A 22,463-nucleotide genomic window follows, 5' to 3' on the forward strand; every position below is an offset into this window, starting at 1 on the left:
GCCCGCCGCCCTCACAGCCCTCCAGGCTCGGGTTCGAGCTCAGACCAACAACCTCAACAGCATGATCAAGACGACGTGTTAATGATCTGCAAGCCCTTAAAGCGTGTTGCACAAGGCCGTGATCACGCAGCTTGAGCTGGGCTGTTGACGCATCCGATCATGCGGCGAGGGCGAGGTTGGGCATGCGGGCGATGGCCTGGACGGCGTGGTGGAGGCCGTCGCCGCGCTGTCGGCAGTCACGAAGGATCTTGTAGTTCTTCATCCGTCCGATCACGTGCTCCACGCGGGCACGGACCTTGCGGTGCTCGGCATTGTCCTCTTCCTCGCCCTTCAGTAGCGGCCGTCCGGGCCGTTTGCGGTGCGGGACAACCAGGCCGGTGTTGAGGTAGGCGCCGTCGCCGAGCACCGTCACTCCTTCGCAATGCCCGGCCAGGCCGGAGCGCCGCCACGCGTGCGCATCCGCGGTGGTACCCGGCACAGGGCGAGCTGCTGCGATCACCAGCCGGGTGTCCGCGTCCACGATGACCTGCACGTTCGCCGAGAAGCGGTAGTTACGACTGGAGGCGCCCACGCGTCGGTCACGGACCGGGACCCGGGTGCCGTCCACGATCCACAGCCGGTCCGCCGCCTCGGCCGGGCGGGAGACGGGCTCGAGCGCGAGCATCGGGCCCAGCCGCTGGATGACCCGGCACACCGTGGAGGAGGAGATACCGAACAGCGTGCCGAGCTGCCGCATCGTCAGGTTCGTGCGGTAGTACACGGCCACCAGCAGCACACGCTCGGCCAGCGGCAGGGACCACGGCCGGCCCCGCAAAGTGCCGTTGCCACCTCTCTCCCACACCACCTTCAACAGACGCGCAAACTGCGTCACCTGCAGCCCCGCGAAGGTCTCCACCCACACCCGCTCAGCCCTTAACACCCCGGCCATACACAGGACATGCCCAGCTCAGAGCCTTGTGCAACACGCTTTGGACACGAGGGCGAGGATCGCGAGTGCCACTATCCGGTTCGTCTTCTTCGGCTTCACGCCGAGCATCATGGCCCACGCTCCCGTACCTCAACCGCCGAACGCCGGGGCTCAGAGCGAAAGTTGAGCTTCACCTCCGCGAGCGCCGAAACGCGCCTCCTCGCAACCGGATGTCCAGTCACAACAGTGCCCCCTCGCTGGTCCAGCCGTTGATCCGAGCAGAGACCGGATTAACCGTGGGGTGGGGCTGGGATGCGGTGGCGGTGGGTACTGACGTGGCTGCTGTGTGCCGCCTTGACCGTCGGCCTGATCATCGTGTGGAACGTGAGACCCAAGGACATCGGGGACGCCGCCTCGGTGGTGGCGGCCGTGATCGGCCTGTTCAGCGTGCTAACAGTGTGGGCATGGCGCCGCAGCCCGCGGCACGGCCGGTCGACGTCCGGACAAGTGGCGGAGGCCGCGCAGGTGCTCGCCCGGCAGGTCCGCCGGCAGTGGCAGGACGAGGCAGTGCTACGGCAGCTTTTCGATCCGGCGCCGCTTCCGGTTCTGTGGTCCGATTGCCCTCTGCCTGACGTCAGCGACCATCGACAGCTCATCGGTGCCCCGGTCACCTGCCGGGCCGACGCACCGCAGGAACTGGCAGCCGCCTTCCGCAGCCTGCCTCGGCGCCGCCTTGTCGTCCTGGGGCCAGCCGGATCGGGCAAAACCACCCTCGCGGTGCTGCTCACCCTCGCCCTGCTTGGCCAGCGTGACCCGGACGATCCGGTCCCGGTGCTGCTCTCGCTGGCCTCCTTCGACCCGTCCCGAGACAGTGTTCAGGCATGGCTGCGACGCCAGATCGCCGCCGACTACGCCGTACTGGCCGACATCGACACCTACGGGCCCAGCGCGATCGAGGACTTGCTTGCAGAAGGCAGAGTCCTGCCTGTGCTCGAAGCTCTCGACGAGCGCCCTGAGGCCGGCCGCGCCGCCGTGCTCACAGCTCTCAACGACACCCTCGATCCGCACACTCCCTTGGTGCTCACCTGCCGCACTGCCAACTACACCACCGCCGTGACCGAGGCCGGCGTCCTGACTGGCGCGGCAGTCATCGCACCCTCACCCGTTCGCCCCGACGACGCCCTCACCTTGCTTCGCCTGGCTACCCCACCCGGGCCCCGCCAGACACGCTGGGACGCTCTGGCTGAGCACATGAACCAGAACCCAGACGGGACAGCTGCCCAGGCCCTGGCCAGCCCGCTCATGGTCGCACTCGCCCGGGCCGTGTACGCCGATGCTCCCGGCGACCCGACCGAACTCGCCGACACCGATCGCTTCCTCACCCTTGCCATGGTTGAGCACCACCTGCTCGACAGTCTCGTCCCGACCCTCTATGCCCGCGCCCACCGGCGAGACCCCTCCGGACGCCGCTGGAGCCCGCAGCAGGCCCACCGCTACCTGATCCACCTCGCCGCCGGCATGCAGCGCCAGGACACGTACAACCTGTCGTGGTGGCAACTTCACCGCTGGGTGCCGACCCTGGCCCATACCTGGTCCCGCCCCGCCGCCTGGACCACGCTCCTGATCGCCCTCACGCTGCTGGGCTACGAAGCGCACGGCGCCATTCCCGGGTTCCCCCCACGCGAGCGGGGGGTCATGGTCTGGTACATGCAGGGCATGACTGCCGCCCTGCCCTGCATGTGCTGGTTCGCGGCATGGGCCGCCGTCCGCCCCCGCCTTAGCACCCACCGGTTCTCGGGCGCAGTGCTGACTGCCCTGTGCGGCGGCGCCGCGTTCGCCGTTCCGGGCATGACATTCAACCCCGTGGATGTGGCGCCCGGCTGGTACGTCGTGGGGTGCGAAGCTGTCACCGGGTTCGCCTTCCTGCTGGTTCTCTACACCGCCGGGCTCCCTGTTCCGCCCTCCATGCCGAGCCGGGGCTCGATCACCCTGTGGCGCTGGCATCACCGGCTACCGCGCGCGGTAGCCATATTCTGTGGAACCACCGTCCTCACCGCAGCCGCTCTCTACATCTACGCCCTGGTCGTGAGGCCGATGCCCGGAGCGTCCAAAGTCCACTCGTCCCAGAGAACAGAGCTGCCCTGGGCATACGGCCTGACTCTCGGCGCCGTCGTCGGCGTGGTGCAGATCCTGTTCTACTGGCTGCGTGGCACGACGACCGCCCACGATCTCACAGCCCCGGCATCCGCCGTGCGGGCCGACCGACTCGTCACTCTCGTCTGCGGTGGTGCCGGAGTTCTCCTTGTCGCTCTCCCCTACGGCATCCTCGCCGCCCTCGGAAACGTCACCCCCCAAGGACAGGTGACCGGCGACGTGGTCCGGGAACTGGCGGCCATGCTCCTGGGCGTGGGGCCGACCGGGCTGGTGCTCGCCCTGGCCGCGTGCTCGTGGCCGCATTACACCGCCGCACGTCTGTCGTTGGCTGCCCGGGGTCGACTTCCGTGGCGGCTGCAGGCGTTCCTCGCCGACGCGCACCGCCTGGGCATCCTGCGACAGGTCGGGCCCGTCTACCAGTTCCGTCACGCCCGCCTTCAGCAGCGCCTCGCCGCTCAGACCCGAATTCCGGGGCCTCGCCCTGCGACAGCGCGACCCGGGTCCCCCTCATCCGAGCCCACGTCGTCCTGAGCACTTCAGACCACGGGTTCGAGGGAGCGGCTTCCCTGCCAAGGGCCTTGTGCATGAGCTGCACTCGCGACCGGGCAACCGCAGCGATCCTGGCGGTGCAGCACCTCCTTCCGGTCTGGGCGCTCCCACCGCAGCGGGGCGCCCGGGCCCCTTCATCTCCCGCGGACACACTGCGTGCAAATACCCGGCCCGAACCCCCAACACGCCCTGACGAAACAGCATGCGGAGCCGCGTGACGGGCTCCGCATGCTGTCAGTCCAGAACCGGCACCAACTGCGGCAGATGCCCTTTGGGCACAACCAGAGCCCGATGCTGTTCCTCGACTTTGAAAGCGATAAGCGAATCTCCGCAGGTCACCGGCCTACATCAAGACCAGCCCTTGATTGCGGCTCCCGCCCAGGACCCGGACCCGCGGCCAAGCGTCATCGGCCTACCGCTTCAGCTGGATGACCGTCTGGATCACCAGCTGCCCGCCCCCGACCGGCGACTTCCCCCGTTCCCATGTTCTGGGTCCCCCGCCGAGGGTTTAAACCTGCGCAGCGCCCGTCCGACCGGCGCCGATCCGGCTTCCCATGTTTTGCTGCTCCCGCCGGGGACTCGAACCTGCGGCCAACCGCGCCACCACCCCACGCCCGGCGCCCCGCACACGGCCACCACAGGCGGCGACAGCGCCGCTGGCACGCCCCCGCCCCTGTCATGCGAGCCCCGAAATCCTCGCCCCACACCGGCACGACGCCACCCCGCCGCACATCCCGGCTCGCTGACTCTCCGTTCAGCCCACTCCAGCCAGAATCCAGCCGCCGTACAGAGAACGACGGATGACGACAGGTCACGAGCCGTCAGTTCATCCAGCCAACATCCAGCCGCGGGTACACCAACGGGGCCGACCCAGAATCGGGTCGGCCCCGCCTGACCTGCATATTTGCCTAGTTCGCCAGGTCCATGCTAAAGCGTGGCCTATACATTGAAGCGGAACATCGTTGCCAGGGTTTTGACCTGCGAAAACGCCGGAGAATCGGGGTGGATCCAGCCAGGATCCAGCCGCCGGAATCGGCGGGTCCGCGACCCCGTTTCACGCTGGATCCGTGGGGTTGGCGGGGGTCCGCACAGCGCCGGGGCGCATGGCCGGAGGGGTGTCCGGCCGCAGGGCGTTCTGCATGATCATTAGGCAGCGGTCCCATGAAGCGGGGATGAGGTGGCCGTACACGTCGACGGTGGTCTTGATCGAGCGGTGCCCGAGCCAGCGGGATACCTCGTGGATCGGGATGCCGTGGGCCAGGGCGGTGGAGGCGAAGAAGTGCCGTAGGCCGTGGGGGGGTGTACTTCGGGCTGCCGTCTGGTTTGACAAGAACCGTCAAGAAGTACGGCGTCTCGGCCTGGCGGCGGGTGGCAACCGAGCACGGCGCCGAACTCATCTCCTGGCCACCTCGCGGGTGCCTCAGCGTCAACGGAACGGAATACCTCTGGTCGTACACGCTCCGCCTGACCCTCCAGAACCACGCGCTCTCCCCCGAGCAGGACGCACTGATCCATACCCGCGTGGGCACACGCCGCTGGGCCCGCTCAAACGCCTGGGACGGACAACGCGGCATCAGTGCCTACCTGTTCACTCCCTCCCCCTGGGCCAACAACGCGAGCCCGTTCGGCCGCGCGCAGATGAAGTGGCAGCCCGGCCCCAAGGGGAAGCGGGAAGGGAAGATGGTCTGGGACGACGTCCTCGCCGCCACCATGGCTCGGTTCACCTCGCACGCATTCCTCCCGTCCGCTCCCGACCTCGCGGCGAACCCCGGCGAATTCCTCAAGCCCGACGGTTCAGTACGGCTGGCCGGCGTGGTCTTCCGTGACGGCCTCGGGGAACACTCCCACCACATCGTGGGCACCGGGGCATCGGCCCGCGACCGCTGGCAGATCTTCCGGCAGCTCGCCTCCGGACTCAAGGACATCGCCGCGCCCGACCACGCCCTTCAGCGCACCCCCGTCCCAGTCCGACCCCGGCCCGCCGCCAACGACCTGCTGCTGATCGACCAAGAGGCTCTCGCCCGTGCCGCCGGGCCCCGCATCATCGTCGACGTCCTGTACGACACGCGTGTCATGCTCGTTGAACTGCTCACCGCACTCCACAAGGCCCTGGGCCAGCAGGCTCCCGCCCTCCCCGCGGACGGCACGGTGCCAGGTGAGTACGTCGTCCGCACCGCTCACCTGGCGACCGTCATCCGCCCCCGTCCCGTGGCGGAGATCGCGGCCCCTCTTCAAGTCGACCACAGCATCAAGCGCCGCAAGGACCGGGCCCTCAAGGCGACTTCACCCCGTCGTGCACTCACGCTGCAACGTCTGCACGATCCGGACATCGCAGGCCTGCCGCGCTTCGCCCTGGTCGAGATGGCCGGGCCGAAAGCGTTCCAGAGCGCGGAGCACGACCCCAAGGAGGCCGTGAAGTCCGCAGCCGCCTCCCTGGGCGTGTTGACACAGAACGTCACCCCGCCCCTTCCGACCGGCACCCTCCCCGGCACCGAGACCAAGGCGACACGCACCCAGCGCGTCAACAAGGCAGTCCTCGACCTCCTGACCCGCCAGACCGGCCTGCTCGGCCATCCGGACTCCCCAGGCACCCCGGCATCACCGCTCACCGACGTCACGACCGTCGGCCTCTGGGTCGTACGCCGCACCAAAGCACACAAGGCGACGCTCCCCCTGGCCATCGCCCACACGCCCGACGAGCCATTCGCCCGCATCCGCCTACCCCACACAAGCTCATGGGTCCCCTTCGGCCAAGGACTGCTCACACTGGCCGACTACGACATCGAACGCAGACTGACTGACGAACAAGTCTGCAACTTCTTCGGCGAGGTCGTCGAAGAGATCACCGACGGCTCCGACATCGCGCTGCTCACACTCGCCCAGAACATCCGCTCCGCTTGCTCGGGCCTCAACAACGCGCTGCTCCAACCCGACACCCTCGCCTTCGATCCCAGGCAGCCACTCCCCGAACACCGACTCAAGGGACTGCGCCACCTACGATTGCGCACCGACCTCCGCGACGAGACCAGCCAGCACTACAGCCACCGAGGAGAAGACGAGGCCGGAGAGGTCGGCGTCGGCTCCCACTTCTGGCGCGACCCCCGACGCCCCCGTCACTACTTCAGCACCGCGAGAAAGCCCGCCACCGCCGCCGGCGGCTCACCCCGAGGCTCCCGCATCGAGGCCCACTGGGCCTGCACCGGCAGAGACAAGGACAAGAACAAGACCTACGGCATGAAACACGAAACCCGCCAGGACGTGTGGAACCCGCAGCTCTTGGAGATCGCCGTCGCCCGCCATGCTCCCGACGACGACCCGGCCGCCTGGGCAGCACTCGCCCATCAACAGCGTTACGAAGCAACACACTTCTCCGACCCCCTGGTCCTCCCCGCAGTCCTCCACCTCGGATACACGGTGAGCAAGCACATCCTGCCCACCCATCTCGTCGAGCCCGTCACCGAACACGACGGCTAGCGCCATGGCGCCATCGTCCCCCGCCCCGCGCGACGCCCACAGCCAGTGGGCGTCGCTCAACCCACGTCAACAGCGCTACCTCATGGTCCTGTACGCACTCGACCATCAAGCCGAGCAAGAACAGCAAAACCGCTGGCACCAGAACCTTCCCCGCGAACCGGCGGAAACCTGGAGATGGATCCCGTACGCCACCAGATCCCCACTGGCCAACCCCACTCCGGCTCAACAACTTCTCGAAGCCGACGGCCTGCGCGACCCAGGCGCCGGCGCAACACTCGCCGCCCTGGCACGCCGAGGCCTCATCCTCCTCCGAGACATCGACATCGGCTCGACCGAGGGCCAAAGCCTCCAGACACAAATCCGACTCACCAAACTGGGACGCGCCACCGCCCGAACCGCCCAGCCCGCCCCACCCACCCCGAGCGCACAACCCCTTCCCGAATGGCTCATGGAAGCCCTCGCCACCGTCGCCCGCGCAGGGCCCGACGGCCTGCCGAAGTACGAGATCTCACGCGCAGCCGCACACCGACTCGGCCCACGCGGACTCCACCTCATCGAGGAACGCCAAGCGTGGTCCTACCAGCTCACCGTGGCAGGAACCGCCCTACTGAAGAACTCGCCCCCGAGTCCCCAACCATGACGCCGGCGACACACTCCGGGCCACCAGACCGTCCGCACCGGCGGCAAACGCAACGAGATCCCGCCTGTGTCGGCGACGCGCGAATCAAGCGCCGCTAATGGTCCACTTTTCAGGTTCTGGACCACTTTCAATGCCGGAGCCACGGAGGGTCACCACAACCGCGATCACGAACGGCCTCACGCCGCGAGGAGGACCCGCTTGCGGAGCAGGTCGAAGTTGGTGCGGCCGAACATCTGCCGTTTGATCATCTTGATTCTGTTGTTGTGGCCCCTCGACGGCACCGGAGCTGTAGCGGAGGCTGAGCCCGGCGACGACCGCGTCGAGGTCCTGGCCGAGGCCGGTGACGAAGCCGTGCAGGGCAGGCGGTTGTCTGCCCTGACACGCTCGATCCAGCTGCCGACCTTGACGGTTGTTCATCAACTCAGCGAAAGAGCAGTCGTGTTGGACACTCCGGTCGAGTTCCAGGCAGCGGGCGAGGATCGACATCAGCCGCTAAGTCTGATCCTCGTCGAGGCGGTCGGGGTGGCGCGTGAGCCAGCCGGTCACGTCCCGCACGGACGAACTCGCACGGGGCGGATTGTCGTGGGCAAAGGCTTCGCGGAGCTGGTGCATGTACCTGCGCACGACGCCCTTCGCCGCCTGAGTAGCCGCGCTCACGGATCTCCAGGAACCGGCGGCGGGCCGCGGTGCAGCCCTCCGCCCATCGCCAGTACAGGTACTTCCCCGCCGGAGAGCTGCACCCGTTCGCGATGGCCGAACTTAAGATGCGAGGCCGATCCTCCGAAGCAGTCCAGCAGCGGAACTGCACCCAACGATCAGTACGGCGATAAGGTGCGATGTCGGCATGGTCGACTGAGGGGACGGACGTCCTGATGCGAAGGGACGAGGGGAACGGTCTTGCGCTCGCGTCACTCCAAGCTGGGGATCTACGCGCTGCTCTCCGCCCTGCCAGTGTTATCGGGGATCGGCGCGATCGCGGTCAACGTCGCAACATCCATGGAAGGCCCCTGGCCATACGGGCTGGAGAATGTGCGCCGACACCCCTGGGCCGGCGTGGTTGTGACAACTGCAGCATGCGTCGTTTGCGGGATACTCCTGCACCGCGCCGAGCAGAGGCAGACCCTCTACGCGGACGACCCGCCACCGCCTCCCCTTCCTCCCATTCCCGGTTGGGTCGTAGACCGGCCAGTTGAGGCGCGGCGGGTGATCTCCGCCCTGCGGCGCAGACGCTCCCGCGCAGTCGGCATCACCACTGCCCTGCACGGCGCAGGAGGCTTCGGCAAAACCACACTGGCCGATCTGGTCTGCTCCGACCAGAAGCTGCGGAGTCATTTTGACCAGCGCATCTACCACATCACGATTGGACGCGATGTCCGCAGCCGAGCCGCGATCGCAGCGAAGGCGAATGAGATGGCGGGCTCCATCACCGGGCAGACCCCTACCCACGAAGACCCCCGCAGGGCGGGCGAGCACCTGGGACGCCTCCTGGACCAGCGGCCGCGCTGCCTGCTGGTCATCGACGATGTGTGGGACGAGAGCCAGCTCGCTCCCTTCCTCATCGGCGGGGGTAAATGTACTCGCCTGGTGACCACCCGCGTCCCCAGCGCCCTGCCGGACGGGTCACTACCGGTGCTAGTCGACCAGATGTCCAACACCCAGGCACGGCAACTGCTGACCTGGGAACTGCCCACGCTCCATGACGAACTGGCGGACAACCTCCTCGCGGTCACAGGACGCTGGCCACTCCTGCTTCGTCTGATGAACAGCCTCCTCCACGAAGTCGGCCCTCGGGCCGCCGAAGTGAACGCGGAAGCGGCCAGGCTCCTGCACACTCTGCTCAACCACGGACCCGCGGCCGTGGACGGCGACCAGCACGTTGCACTCAACCTAAGCGAACCGGACGAACGAAAACGGGCAGTAAGCGCCACCATGCGGGCGGGCACCCAACTGCTCGGCTCCGGAGGAGAAGACCGCTTTGCCGAACTGGGTATCTTCGCAGAGGACGAGCCGATCCCCGTCGACCTTGCCCTCCGATTGTGGGAAGCCACCAGCGGACTGGACCGTGCCGAAGGCCGACGCCTGTGTACCAGGCTGGGGCGGCTCTCCCTGGCTTCTCTCTCCGAAGACGGGACCACCCTTACCCTGCACGACGTCATCCGCGACTACCTCAGGGCAGAGCTCGGTGCAGCGGGTATCACCTCCTCAAACACGGCCCTAGTCAGCTCCCTGTCTCGGGTGCTTCCTCCCGGAACCCCTCTGGCTGATGGGCATCCCCACCCGGCGAGCGCCTGGTGGGAACTGGACGAACACGTCGATTACCTCTCGGGGCACCTTGTCGCGCACCTCCGCGACGCCGGACATCACGACGAGGCGGAAGCGGTGGCCGGGGATCTGCGCTGGGCCGAGGCCCAGCTCCTGCGGGCCGGGCCAAGAGCGGTCTACAGCGATCTCGCCGGCATTCCTGGCGAGCGGGCCACGGTGATGGCCGCGGCGGTCGCACGAGCAGCCCATCTGCTGATCCCCACCAACCCTCCGTACGCCCTGATCGACGCCCTGCACGCACGGCTCAGCCGCACTCCCGGGTGGAGCGCCCAGGTCGCGGCCCGGCGAGCCGCGCTGACCAGACCCGCTCTCACCAGCCGCTGGCCCCTGACGGACCTTCCCGCAGGCTCACTGCGTCGCACTCTTTCCGGCCACCGTGCCCCTGTCTGCTCAGTGTCCGTTGCACCGGACGGGAGTTGGCTAGCCTCCGCCGGATACGACAAGGCCGTCGCCTGGGATACGACGACCGGGCGTCGCCGCCGACAGTTCCTCGGCCATCACGACGCAGTGCGCGCTGTTGTCATCTCACCCGACGGCACCCTGGTTGCCACCGCCAGCGGCGAGACCATCCGACTATGGGACCCGGCCACCGGCGGACTACTGCGGGTGCTGCCTGGGCACGACAACACCATTCAGACCCTTGCCTTCTCCCCGGACAGCACCGCCCTCGCCGAGGGAGGCCAGGGCAGACGGATACGCCTGTGGGACGTGGGCACCGGGCAACGACTGAGAACCTTCGCCGGATCAGGCGCCATAATCCGCTCCGTGGCCTTCGCGCCGGACGGCACCTGGCTCGCCGCTGGCTGCGATGACGGCACGGTGTGGGCCTGGGGCACAGATACCACCGAACCGCGCCTCCGGCTCACCGCCCACCACGGCCCGGTCGGCTCAGTCGCCATCTCACCCGACGGCGCCTGGCTCGTCACCGGCGGCGACGACGGCGCCGTACGAACCTGGGATGCCCGCACCGGAGCTGCGCAGCGTACCCTCGGCCGCCAGAGCGACCCGGTCTACGCCCTCGTTTTTTCCGCGGACGGCACCTGGCTCGCCGCCGGCGGCAGAGACACACAGGTACGTCTGTGGCAGTGGCCCGGCGGCGAGACCCGTACTGTCTTGTCGGGACACCGCCTTCCCGTCCGAGCACTCGCCGCCGACCCTGCGGGGGCCTGGCTCGCGAGCGGGGGAGACGACAACGTCGTGCATCTCTGGAATACCTTCGCCACACCCGACGCCGACATCTCGGAGTACCACGTCGGGCGCGTGTCAGCTGTCTCCGTCCAGTCCGACGAAGCCATGGTCGCCACGGTCTCCGACGGCGGCGTGGTACAGCGATGGGACGCTGTCACAGGCGCGCCCCGGTCCCAGGGCCGTGCCGGATACCCCACGCGGAGACCCGACGACGACTGGCTATTCGGCCTTATCGAGGACCCTCCACCGGCGCCTCTCCTCGCACGGTTGAGGGTGGCGGCGCTCGCCCCGCCCGGCGCATGGGCTGCCGGTGCCATCGACGACAAGGCCGTCCGCCTATGGGACAGCTCCACTGGCCGCCGGCGGGCTGTCCTCCGCGACTCCCGCAAGGTGCGCCTCCTTGCGATCGCCCCGGACGGCACATGGATCGCCGGTGCAGGCCACGACGCGGCCGTACATGTGTGGTGCGCGGAAACCGGTCGCCGCATCACGTCATTCCACGGCCACAGGGCCCCCATCACCGCCCTTGCCGCAGCTCCCGACAACACCCTGCTCGCCGCCGGCGCCAAGGACGGGACCATACGCCTTTGGAACGCGCAGACTGGTGATCAGGGAGCCATCATGACCGGCCACGCCAGCGCCGTCACCGCCCTGAACTTTGCCCCTGACAGGACTTGGCTCGCCAGCGGCTCTGACGACGGAACCGTCCGACGCTGGGACACGGGAACGGGAGCACCTCACAACCGCGCCGCCCGTGCTACCCAGGGCGTCACCGCCTTGGCCGTCTCTGCCGATGGTGCTTGGCTGGCGACCTGCGCGCAGGACCACGCACTGCGTGTCTGGGACGCCAGAACGGGAGAGTGCCTGGCCATGATCCGCACCGGGGGTCCGCTCACCCACATCACGTGGTTCCCCACAGGTACAAGCCTCACGGTCGGCGGTGAACGCGGCCTCTACGTCTTCGACTTCACTCCCGGCATGCTCCGGCGGGTTTCGCCCCCCTGAATGGCCCTGACAAGTCTTAGACCGTCGGCGGTCTCTCAAAGTGGGTTCTGGATCACTTTTCAGCCGTCGCCGACAACCGCCTGATTACGACACGGTGCCGCTTCCACCACAACCCGAGCACCGATACCAAGAGCCCCCATGTCATTCCTGCCCCTTCTCTGTACCGTGCCCTGCCGGCACCCCTCTGAAGGTCGCGCGCGGAAATCGCAGAAGCGCGGTCCGTGTCACCCGACCCGCGTCTTCGGCAGATGCGCAGACACGGCCACAACCAGCGAATCTCCGCAGGGTCACCGGGGGATCGGCACGACCAGCCCTTGTCGTCGGCTCCTGCCCAGGACTGGCACCTGCGGCCAAGCGACATTGGCGTACCGCTTCAACTGGACGGCGGTATGAATCACCAGCTGCCCATCCCCGACCGGCGGATTCCCTCGCTCCCGCGCTCTGGGTCCCCCGCCCGGCCACGGCGCCGCAGTGCACTCGCCTTCCCGGATACGCCCGCAGGAGGCAGGGATGACTCCCCACCCGATCTCAGCAAGGCACAAGCCGGAGCGGTCAACCGCTCCGGGGTACGAGAAGGGGTCGCCAAGAAGGAGCACATGCGGACCGGAGTCCGTCCGGAGTCCTGTGCGTTTGCTGTGACTGCGTGACACGAATCACGCGTCAAGATCGAGTCAACTCATCTTATTAACGGACGGGTTGGGAAAGGTGTGACTGTAGGTTCCTCCGTGACCATTCTTGATCGTTCCTAGGGGGAACCTTGTCGCGTTCGCGCGCGAGATTCTTGGCCTTGGCATGCGCTGGGGTCACCGCACTCACCGTTCTCGGCACCGCCCCGTCGGCGAGTGCCGCCGCACCCAAGGAAGCCTGTAGCGGCCTCTACAACGCCCGCATCACCTTCTGGGCGATGACGTGCAGTCAGCCGGGCGAGCCGATGATCGGCGGCTTCGCCACCTGGCGCAACATACCGATCACTTTTGATCAGGTCGACACCGGGTCTACGACTGTGCAGGTGGCCAACTACCTGCGCGTCAGCCCCAACACGTCGAGCAGTCCGCTGGCTCCCAACATCGAGATCGGACTGTACGCGGAGAAGACGGGGAAGACCACCCACACTTACGGGCCGCGCTGGTCGGAGCTGACCACCAGCGGTGGTCGCACGACAGCCATCAAGGCCGGGGTCAACCCGACCAAGCCGGACAAGCGCAACCACACCTACATGACCGTCCGCCAGGACAGCGGCAACCAGTGGGACGTGCTCTACGACTTCAACAAGGTCGGCTCCACCACCAAACAGCTCAAGGTGCTGGGCGGCAACACCAACCGTATCGACGTCGGTCTCGAGGTGATGGGACCGAAGTACATCAACGTCCCCTCGATCGCGAACCGCATGCAGTTCATGACCGGGAACAAGGTGTGGCAGCAGGTGGCGACGGCCAATGTGGCGAAGTCCGTCACGCTTCCCGTCTGCAGCACGAGCCACAAGCCGCCGAACTGCTTCACCACCAAGCTGACCGACAACAGCAAGTTCACCCAGTGGACAGTGAGCAAGCCGCGCCGGCAGGTCGCCGCCACTGCCGCCCCCGCTGCCGCCCCCGCTGCCCCGACGCACAGTCGGGACGCCGCCGCGGCCGGCCTGTCCGCCACGTTCAACGGCGTGGACCAGCAGGCTCTGCAAGCCTGCCTGGAGAACGACCCCGACAGCTGCCTGGCCACAGTGCCCGGCCTGTCGGAGTGCGTAGTCACCGTGCGGGTCTGCAACGCCGCTGCCCTGCCGTCGGGCGGAACTTCGGAAGACACCGCGGCCGATGCTGACGTATCGGCCGCCGACATCCGGGCCCGGGCCGCAGCCGCGTTCGACGTCCCCAGTGACGCCCTCGCCGTCGAGCCGCCCGCCTCACCCTCCGCGCTGAAGGCTCACCCGCACGCGGCCGATGGCAGTGGCGACGCCGCCTGGACGGTGACCTCCACCAGCTCCACCCCCGGACTACAGCGCACCGACCGCCGCTTCGACGGGTTCACCGCCCGCTACTCCGCACACACCGGCTCACTGCTGGAGGCGTGCTGGGGCGACCTCTGCGATGCCTCGTGATCACCACGTGCCGCAGATGCCCTGCCGTTTCCGCACGCCCGCAAGGAGTCCCCTGGTGAACATACGCACCGCACTCATACGTCTCGCCCGCGCCACCGCCACCACGGCGGCCCTGACACTAGTCACCGCGGCCACCACCACAGCCACCCACGCCGCGGCGACCATGAACGATCCGGCCCCCGAGGACACGGTGTTCGTCGACGCCGCCTCTCTCCCCGCCGACGAACTGCGCGGCCTCGACCAGCCCATCCCGTACGCCGAATACGCCCGATCCCACGGATCGAAGTCCGTGGCGCCGCGGGCAGCGGCCGACCCCGCTCCCGGCGACCAACAGGATCTGCGCCAGCAGTGCGCCAACCACGCCGCGCAGGCCAAAACCGCCACCGGCTGGCTCAAGTCACGCTTCGAAAGCTGCCAGAAGCGTCCCTTCGACCTGGTCCTGCGGGACGTCAGGGGCACCACCACGCTCGGCCGCCTCAAGTTCGACCAATGGGTCCTCGGCTTCGCCTACGACGGCAGCCGACGCGTCGACTACGTCGCCAGCATCGAGAACATATGGGTCCAGCCGATACCCACCGAGGACGCCACCAAGTGGCGGATCGGCCAGCACTTCCACCACAGCGTCAACGCCTCCAGCAGCGATCCAGACCCTCAGGTGACCGCGCCGCAGACCGTGAACCGTGACGAACTGCTCGGCGTGTGGGACACCAATCCCCACTGGAGCCTCACCTACACCTCCCCGGACAAGGGCGCCCTGTTCGACCAGGGCAACCAGCAGCGCGTCTTCTCTACCGTCGCGATGGACCTGAGCGCCAGCTCCCCCAACTCCGCCCCCTTCAACGAGGGAAGCAACGTCTACAACTCAAGCGTCCGCTACGACTACGCCGGACCGGTCGCGGGCAAGCACAAGGGCACCGTCTTCACCAAGGCCCGTGTGGAACTCGTGATGAGCCAGAAGGACCCGGCGGTCAACGAAAGCGCCGTGCACATCTACGACGCCCTGAACCGCCCCGAGCGCACCTTCCCCTCCTGGCCCGGAAAGAGCGTCCCGGGATCGAAGGAACCCCTGCGCCGAGTCGTCGATCCGAAGAAGATCGAAGACAATCGCAAGAAGTCCATCAAGGAATGCAAGAAGGTCTGGGGCGACTACGCCGGCAGCGGCCTGGAGTGCGACGAGTACCCCTTCGCCTCCACCAAGGAAGGGTCCACCAAGGGCGACAACCGCTTCTCCGTCCGGCTGATCGACGGTAAGGACAACCGCAAGGGCGGAGAGCGCCTCAACGAGATGTACACCCTCAACCGCATCCTGGACGGCGACCCCTTCTACGTGAAGATCACCAACTAGCAGGAAGACACCACTGACCATGGCGCTTCTCGCCGAACACAACGTCACCGCCACCCCCGGCCGCCGCGTGCTGGAGGTCTACGACGCGGACGCCTACCTCGGCGACGAAGCAGCCATGGACGCCGCGGAGACACAGGTGGTGGCCGGCAACGGCTACCACCTGTACCTCCTCAGCCTGCAACCGGACATGAAAGTCCAGATGACGATCCGCATCTGGGATTCCCCACCCGCCCCGCCCGCCGAGGTCGAGGGCCACACCGACGTCAGCCTCGAATCCGAAACAGGCATCCTGGTCATCGGCCAACTCGACCGCGGACCCGCTGACGAGATCACCCTGCCCCGTCCCGGCGTCTACGAAGGCCACGCCTGGTGGCAGAACCGCCAAGCAGCAGCCGACTACTACAACACCACCCTCGACCAGCTCACCGACGACTCCCCCGAAGACCAGCTCACCGAAGCCTGGAACAACTGCCCCGTCACCGAACGCTACGTCCTCGACCTGGCCTACACCCGCGAACCCGAACCCATCGACGACGAAGACCAGTAAGAGGGGTCTGCCGACAGCCCGTCGATCACCCGAAGGTGCCCGACACAGGTAGTCAGCCACCCCACCAGCACCAGCACCAGCACCAGCACCAGCACCAGCACCGAGACTGGCCCAATGGGCCCCGACCATGTCTTCCTGACTAACAACTTAAGCCATCGAGGGCATCAGCCCGGGTCGGACGACTTGTCCATCATGGGCGGGGGTTCCGCAGCCGCCCGGACCGCTCCCGGCGGTAGCGGCACCAGCCGCGCCCGCCCCTCAACCGCCACGGTGGCGCAAATTCGCAAGTCAGCGCCATACGCACGACTAGCCATGTTTTGTGGCTCCTGCCACAGGACTCGAACCTGCGGCCAAGCGACATCGTCCTACCGCTTCAACTGGACGACCGTCTGGATCACCAGCCGCCCACCCCCGACCGGCGGCTTCCCTCGTTCCCATGTTCTGGGTCCCCCGCCGGGGGTTCGAACCTGCGCAGAGGCACGATTCCCCCGACGGCCCCACGTTCAGAGCGCGACGGTCGCCGTCACCACCCACGACCCACCCCCGACCGGCGCCGATCCGGCTTCCCATGTTTTGCGGCTCCCGCCCAGGACTCGAACCTGCGGCCAGGCACGTCCGCGGGACCCCCATGACGCCCGGCCAACCGGCCCGTGCGGGCGACGACAGGACCGTTCGCCCCATCCAGGCCCCAGGGCGCGACTACCCGAAACGCTCGGCCCATGTGGGCATACGCGCCGCCCCTCCGAACTGACTCGCCGTTCAGCTACATCCAGCCGCGATCCAGCCAGCGTATGGAGAACGACGGATGACGACAGGTGACGAAGCGTCAGCTCATCCAGCCAAAATCCAGCCACGGGCACGCGAACGGGGTCGACCCGAATTCGAGTCGACCCCGTTTGACCTGGCGGTTTGCTAATTCGCCGGATCCACGGTAATGCGTGGCCTATACATTGAAGCGGAACTCCACCACGTGCCGTGACCGCCATGAGCGAACCTCGCATCGGCTCGCAAGCGAGTGTTCCCGCAGGTCAGACCGCTACTCGATCAAAGGTTGAACCGGAACTCGTGAGTCCTGCCGATTGCATCATCTTGATGCGTGACTGACCAGAGCTGCACGGCGGGAGAATCGCCCTGTGGAGATACACCCGAACACAGCGCGCACGTTCTGGAAGGCGCTCATGGACAACGCATCCGGGCTGATCGCGGACGCCCACGCCCTGCTCGAGCGGGGATCGTTCGGCCGGGCCCGCTCACTCACGGTCCTCGCGCAGGAGGAGCTGGGCAAGGCGCTTTGGATCTACGAGGCCTTCGAGCAGGCCTGGAGCACCGGATCCGAGGATGCGCGGGAGGTGCCGCGGCTCGCGTCGGACGGTCGCCGCCACGCAGTGAAGTACATGGAGTCCTTCGTCTTCGGCAAGGAGCTCGCCGCGTTCTGGGGGGACTACGGGGCAATCGAGCACCCGGAGGACGAGTCGCAGGACGGCTGGAATACCTTCCTCGTACAGAAGAAGAGCGAAGCGGAGACCGCCGGCCAGCGCGCCAACGAGGAGAAGATAGCCGGGTTCTACGTCGACCTCGACGGGTCCGACGACGCAGCCCACTCCCCCGCCGACATCTCGGCGGGGTCCATCGACACGGATCTGCAGACCGCGGCGCAGGTCGTCGAGATGCTCCTCATCAAGGACCACAGCAGGATGAAGCTCGAGGCGCAGACGCCGTACGACAGCACTCACGAGCAGCAGCACCGGCTGCTGCCCATTTCCCACCCCGAGGACTGGAGCGAGGCGTCGGAGAAGTTCAGGCGGGGCGACTACTTCAAGGGTACAGAGGCCTGAGCGGCCCCGGACGCACGCCGGTGGAAGGGAGGTCGCTCAGGAGTCGGACTGCGGGGCCGCGCTTGCGGAATCACACCTACCGGCCGTCCCCTCTGCCCCTGACCGAGGAGGCGCAAGCAGCTACCTCAATCGCCTCCCCCGGGCGGGTATACCCGATGTATTCTGTCAGGCATGGCACACACAACGATCAAGGTCGAGAGCAGCATCCGGGACCGGCTGGCGATCCTGGCCGCCGAGAAGGACACCACGATCGCGGGGCTCGTCGGCGAATTCGCCACCCATACCCTCACACAGAGCGAGCGGGACGAGCAGATCGCGAAGACCCTCGAAGTCCTGCACGCGCTCTCCGGCTACACCCCGGATCCCGAGCAGGACCGCGCAGCGGACGATGAGCTCACGCGCCGGCTCGGCAGCGCCGCGTGAACCCTGTCGCCCCTGTCGATGTAGTCCTCGACGACAGCGCGCTGCTCGCTCTGGGCTCAGGCAACGTCCTGGCCTCCCGCCTTCTGTACCAGGCCGCCGAGACCGGGGCCTGGCGCGTCCACGTCGCGCTGGCCGCACTCGCCGAAGCGGACCGGGTACGCACCGGACTCGCCGGCCACCTCGGCATGCTCGACCAGGTGGTTTTTCATCCGCTCGATCTCGCCGCAGTCTTGGCCGCCTCGGGCCACGAGCGGTCTCTGGGCTGGTGCCACACCCACCATGTGGCCATGCCCGGCCCCGAGCGCCTGGATGGGGCACGCGTCGCCACCGTCCAGCCCAAGGCCTGGGACGGGGCCGACGTCCGGGTGCTCGACCTCACTCCCTGAGCGATCCGCCCGGGTTGGGGCGGACTTCACCAGTGGATGTGATCCCAGCGCTTCCCCAAGTGCACCGAATTCACCGGGTGGTTGACATCTCTTTTCTGATTCGCGAATCATGAATCATGGTTCAAAGCGCGCCCGAACGGTTGCGTGAGGTCTCGGCAAAGCTCTTCGGTAATCGTTATCGGGCCGAGGTGCTGCTGGCGCTGGCGATGTCGGATTCCCGAGGGGTCTGTCTGGGGGATCTAGCGGTCTTGCGAAGTGTTGCGCCCAGCGTGTACCAGGCGCCGGTACAGGCTCTAGTGGACGCGGGCCTGGCTGTGCGTGTTCCGCGGGAGCCCGGCGAGCGGCGGCAGTGGTATCGGCGCAGCGACGATGCCGAACTGTGGCGGTGTCTGGCGGACCTCTTGGGCCGTTTGGCAGAGGCAGCCGGAGCCGACCGGGTTGGATAAATGGCGGGGGTGCTGTTTGCGGACGGCGCCCGATGAGACAGGGTGGAGCCCATGATGACCTTGGCGAGTTCCGTGATCGGCGGTTCGGTGCAGACTGCTTCCGCGTCACTGCTGGGGCGGGACGGGCAGTCTGTGGTGGCCCCGGCGTTGGGGACGGAGGCGCTGTTCTTCTACCGCATGGACTCTGCCGAGGACGTACGCCGTCGTGAGGTTTCCGCGGCGCGCCTGGACAAGCTGCCCACGCTGGAAACCCTTCTGACCCTTCCGGTGGGTCTGCCCGTGCCACTGGCCTCACTCGATCAGCGGGAACGTCGTGCTGTACGTGCCTTGCCGGCCGGGGCTGCGGACCGTAACCGCAAGGTGGTGACGCGGTGGGCGGTGCGGCCACTGCAGATCGACCTGGCCGTCGTGCGGGCGTCCGGCTGGCGGCAAGGGCTGGAGCGGGCCGGCCGGTTCGCCCCGTTCTGCCGAAGGGCCATGCTGCTCGACCGGCGCCCGGTACGCCTGGAGGAATCACTGGCGGAGGCGGACTTCTACGGCATCGGCGTCTTCGTCCCGTCGGGCGACGGGGTGGAGATGGTGCTGGAGTCCCGGACCTACCGGCCGCAGCGGCACACCGCGGCGGCCTGGGCGTTCGTCGAGGAGCTGTATCAGCGGGTGCGCTGAGCGGGCGAGGGCTCGGCCGGGACAGGGCCAGGGTCGGCAAGGGCCCAGCACTTGAGCTGCTCGGGTGCCCGGAACGCCTTGGGCTGTTCGAGGGCGGCGTTGAGCAGCGGGTACCGGTCGACGGCGATGCGGCAGCGGTCGTACCACCAGCGCTGGCGCGCGATGCCCGACGGCGTCGCGCAGAGGTCGCGGAGCCATCCCATGAGCACAGCAATGTTGTGCGCCGCAGCTTCTGCCGGGAGCGGGGACTGGTTGCTGGTGAACGTGTCGAGCGCCTTGTGTCCGCAGGCGTAGCACTCACAGATCGGCTCGGCGGCTGCGGCGTACTTCTTCGCCAGCGTCTCGCCAAGGTAGAAGTCCATGAGCTCGGGGTGCAGGACGTGCGGCGAGCCGGGGCCGCCGGACTTCTTCCCGGTCTGGGCCTTCTCACCGGGGACGATGGTGTGCCGCAGTGAGCTGGTGGCACCAAATGCGGTGAAGGCTGCGCCGGCTGCCAGGGCTCCGAAGGCGGCGAGATCGGTACGCAGCAGTGCGGTGTCCGGTACCTGTGTGATCAGCTGCCGGAGGTGGTGTACCGACTTCGCGTACCGGGCCAGCGGGTCCATCTGCCCGCCCAGGATGATCGCCTTCGGCCCATTGACCAGCTGCAAATAGGCGATCAACTGATCCAGGGACTCCTCGTTCCTCAGCCAGGTCACGTCGATCGGCACCACGAAGGTCACGCCTGGATCGTCGAGTTCGGTCATGCGGGTGACCGCGGCCCTGAGCGCGTCCGAGTCCTCGGCCTGGATGTAGCCGGTCGGCGTGAGTGGCGCCGTGACGCCCACGGCGCGCTGCTGCTCCAGGGACCGCTCGAGGGGGTCGTTGAGGAAGAAGCCGTCCGGCTCCGTCTGCGGGAAGGGAGCGTCTTCGGTCGCGGCAGTCTTCTCGTAGAGGGCCGGGTCGGCGAGCAGTACCCCGCTGTATCCCTCGTCCCGCAGATGCAGGGCCTTCGCCGTGGCATTGCCCCCGCTCAGAATCAGCCCGCTGGAGGCGGAAGCGAGGTGCTCCTGGACCTGGCCGACCCGTTCGGGGCGGGTCTGGATCAGCATCCGGCCGCGCAGGGCCGCCAGGCCGAAGGCGGTGAGATGCGCAGCGGAAGGGAGGTGCGGAGGCGGGACGGCGGAAGGCTCGGTCATGGACGGCTCCTTCAGTGCGGTGACAGAGGCGTGGTGCGGGGTCCTTCGACGTACAGGTGCTGAAAGTCCTCGGGCAGCAGATGCGCGCAGGCCGCTGCCGATTCGAGGGTGAGACCGCGCTCGTCGAGCAGGGTGCGCACGAGCGCGGGCACGGCCCGGGGCTGTTCACGGGGAATCTCTACGGGCTCGGCCATGCGATAGCCGAGCGCGGACATCTCGATGATGACCGTGCGGTGCTGCCATTCGGTCAGCGCGCCCAGATCGAGCGCCCGGCGCAGTAGTGCGCTCATCGACACCCGCCAGATCCGCTTCAACTCCATCAGCTTCAGCAGGTCCACCCGGCCCGCGAAGGCGCCCCGGATGTCTGCGGCGGGCATCAGCAGCTCCGCCGCGAAGGCGTCGGCCTGCTTCTCCTGCTGGGAACCGGCGCCGGGTTCCGCATGCATGACGAGGTGCCCCAGTTCGTGGGCAACGCTGAACCGGCAACGATCCCCCGGCGCCAGCTCGTTGACGAGGAGCAGCGGGACGCCGACGCCGTCCCACTGACTAACCGCATCGAGCAGGTCGCCGCCGAGGTCACGGACGGCCACCACCGCTCCGGCCGTCTCCACGACCGAGATCATGTCCGGGATCGGGCCGGCCGGAAGCGCCCAGGCCTTGCGCACCTGCCGGGCCGCGTCCTTCGCGGTCGTGAGGGCGGAGAGCTTCACGCGGAAGAACCGGTGCTCTTCGAGCGGCTTCTCGGCAGCCGCGGCGATCTCCTGGACCTGCACACGCGTCAGAGCCAGTTGCGCATGCACCCGCCGCAGCGCGGAGACTGCAAGCGCGGCCTTCTTGCGGTGGTGGACCAGCCCCACGCCGACCCCACCCACCTGCGGGTCAAGGCACAGCAGGCCGGACGGGTAGCCCAGAGCGGCCGCGTACCACTCCAGGCGGTCGTCCGTGACCATCAGGCGGCCCGACTCGGCACGACTCACGTATCCCTGTGAGACCACCGTCGGTTCCGGCCCCGAGGCCTTCGTCATGGCGGTGGAGACCTCCGCCTGTGTCATCCCGCGGGACTCACGCAACAGCATGAGCATCCCCGGGTTCGCCTGCGCATCGGCCATCCTTCACACCTCCTCAAAGCCTCACATCAGACCTCAGAATAGCACCACGAAATATTCCTCACTCGAAATCTAAGTGCGGTGCGCCGCCGGCCCTGTCCCGAGGCAATCCGCCCGACGGTCTGCCAGTCCAGCTCGGCTCTTCGCCTCAGCGGCACACTCGGCATGCCAAGGCCCCAATGGGCGCGGGCTGTGGATCCCCG

Annotated in this window: 15 protein-coding genes; 11 read left to right on the forward strand and 4 right to left on the reverse strand. The window is 67.7% G+C overall.

The features are described 5' to 3' along the window. Positions 1-157 precede the first annotated feature (157 nt). Entirely contained in the window at positions 158-928 is a 771-nt protein-coding gene (locus tag ADL12_RS20400; RefSeq protein ID WP_062704104.1) for an IS5/IS1182 family transposase, read from the reverse strand. A gap of 363 nt (positions 929-1,291) precedes the next feature. Here ADL12_RS20400 and ADL12_RS20405 point away from each other — a divergent pair, with 363 nt between their 5' ends. Further along, positions 1,292-3,592 (forward strand): NACHT domain-containing protein, encoded by a 2,301-nt coding sequence (locus ADL12_RS20405; protein ID WP_159053221.1) that lies wholly within the window; start codon positions 1,292-1,294, stop codon positions 3,590-3,592. A 1,072-nt stretch (positions 3,593-4,664) separates the two neighbouring features. Here ADL12_RS20405 and ADL12_RS50660 read toward each other — a convergent pair. Then, complete coding sequence (locus ADL12_RS50660) at positions 4,665-4,940, reverse strand: tyrosine-type recombinase/integrase (protein ID WP_244187982.1); 276 nt, start codon at positions 4,938-4,940, stop codon at positions 4,665-4,667. Here ADL12_RS50660 and ADL12_RS20410 point away from each other — a divergent pair. From ADL12_RS20410 to ADL12_RS20455, 10 genes are all read left to right on the forward strand, one after another. Then, the gene (locus tag ADL12_RS20410; RefSeq protein WP_244187983.1) at positions 4,934-7,084 is read left to right on the forward strand and encodes an RNaseH domain-containing protein; all 2,151 of its coding nucleotides are present in this window, start codon (positions 4,934-4,936) and stop codon (positions 7,082-7,084) included. The genes ADL12_RS50660 and ADL12_RS20410 overlap by 7 nt on opposite strands. 4 nt (positions 7,085-7,088) lie before the next feature. Next, on the forward strand, positions 7,089-7,724 hold the full coding sequence (locus ADL12_RS54090) for a hypothetical protein (RefSeq protein WP_159053223.1): 636 nt from the start codon (positions 7,089-7,091) through the stop codon (positions 7,722-7,724). Between the two features lie 1,203 nt (positions 7,725-8,927). Next, positions 8,928-12,239 carry an NB-ARC domain-containing protein gene (locus tag ADL12_RS20420; protein ID WP_062704107.1) on the forward strand — a complete coding sequence of 1,104 codons (3,312 nt, stop codon included), beginning with the start codon at positions 8,928-8,930 and terminating at the stop codon, positions 12,237-12,239. A gap of 787 nt (positions 12,240-13,026) precedes the next feature. Then, complete coding sequence (locus ADL12_RS20425; protein WP_244187984.1) at positions 13,027-14,328, forward strand: hypothetical protein; 1,302 nt, start codon at positions 13,027-13,029, stop codon at positions 14,326-14,328. Positions 14,329-14,383: 55 nt separating this feature from the next. Next, positions 14,384-15,673 carry a NucA/NucB deoxyribonuclease domain-containing protein gene (locus tag ADL12_RS20430; RefSeq protein WP_062704108.1) on the forward strand — a complete coding sequence of 430 codons (1,290 nt, stop codon included), beginning with the start codon at positions 14,384-14,386 and terminating at the stop codon, positions 15,671-15,673. Between the two features lie 19 nt (positions 15,674-15,692). After that, positions 15,693-16,220: a hypothetical protein gene (locus ADL12_RS20435; RefSeq protein WP_062704109.1), complete on the forward strand. Its 528-nt coding sequence runs from the start codon at positions 15,693-15,695 to the stop codon at positions 16,218-16,220. Between the two features lie 1,133 nt (positions 16,221-17,353). After that, positions 17,354-18,055 (forward strand): AbiV family abortive infection protein, encoded by a 702-nt coding sequence (locus ADL12_RS20440; protein ID WP_159053224.1) that lies wholly within the window; start codon positions 17,354-17,356, stop codon positions 18,053-18,055. Positions 18,056-18,226: 171 nt separating this feature from the next. Beyond that, positions 18,227-18,478 (forward strand): hypothetical protein, encoded by a 252-nt coding sequence (locus ADL12_RS20445; RefSeq protein WP_062704110.1) that lies wholly within the window; start codon positions 18,227-18,229, stop codon positions 18,476-18,478. Beyond that, a complete protein-coding gene (locus ADL12_RS20450; RefSeq protein ID WP_027733428.1) occupies positions 18,475-18,864 on the forward strand; it encodes a PIN domain-containing protein in 390 nt (129 codons plus the stop codon). Before ADL12_RS20445 ends, ADL12_RS20450 begins: the two co-directional genes overlap by 4 nt. 500 nt (positions 18,865-19,364) lie before the next feature. Then, complete coding sequence (locus ADL12_RS20455; protein ID WP_208614579.1) at positions 19,365-19,976, forward strand: hypothetical protein; 612 nt, start codon at positions 19,365-19,367, stop codon at positions 19,974-19,976. On the opposite strand, the gene ADL12_RS20460 is transcribed toward ADL12_RS20455, so the two are convergent. Further along, positions 19,961-21,154 (reverse strand): hypothetical protein, encoded by a 1,194-nt coding sequence (locus ADL12_RS20460; RefSeq protein WP_062704112.1) that lies wholly within the window; start codon positions 21,152-21,154, stop codon positions 19,961-19,963. The two genes, ADL12_RS20455 and ADL12_RS20460, sit on opposite strands and share 16 nt — an antisense overlap. Before the next feature lie 11 nt (positions 21,155-21,165). Continuing rightward, entirely contained in the window at positions 21,166-22,263 is a 1,098-nt protein-coding gene (locus ADL12_RS20465) for an ImmA/IrrE family metallo-endopeptidase (RefSeq protein WP_062704113.1), read from the reverse strand. Positions 22,264-22,463 lie beyond the last annotated feature (200 nt).

It is taken from the genome of Streptomyces regalis, from assembly GCF_001509475.1.
GTDB lineage: Bacteria > Actinomycetota > Actinomycetes > Streptomycetales > Streptomycetaceae > Streptomyces > Streptomyces regalis.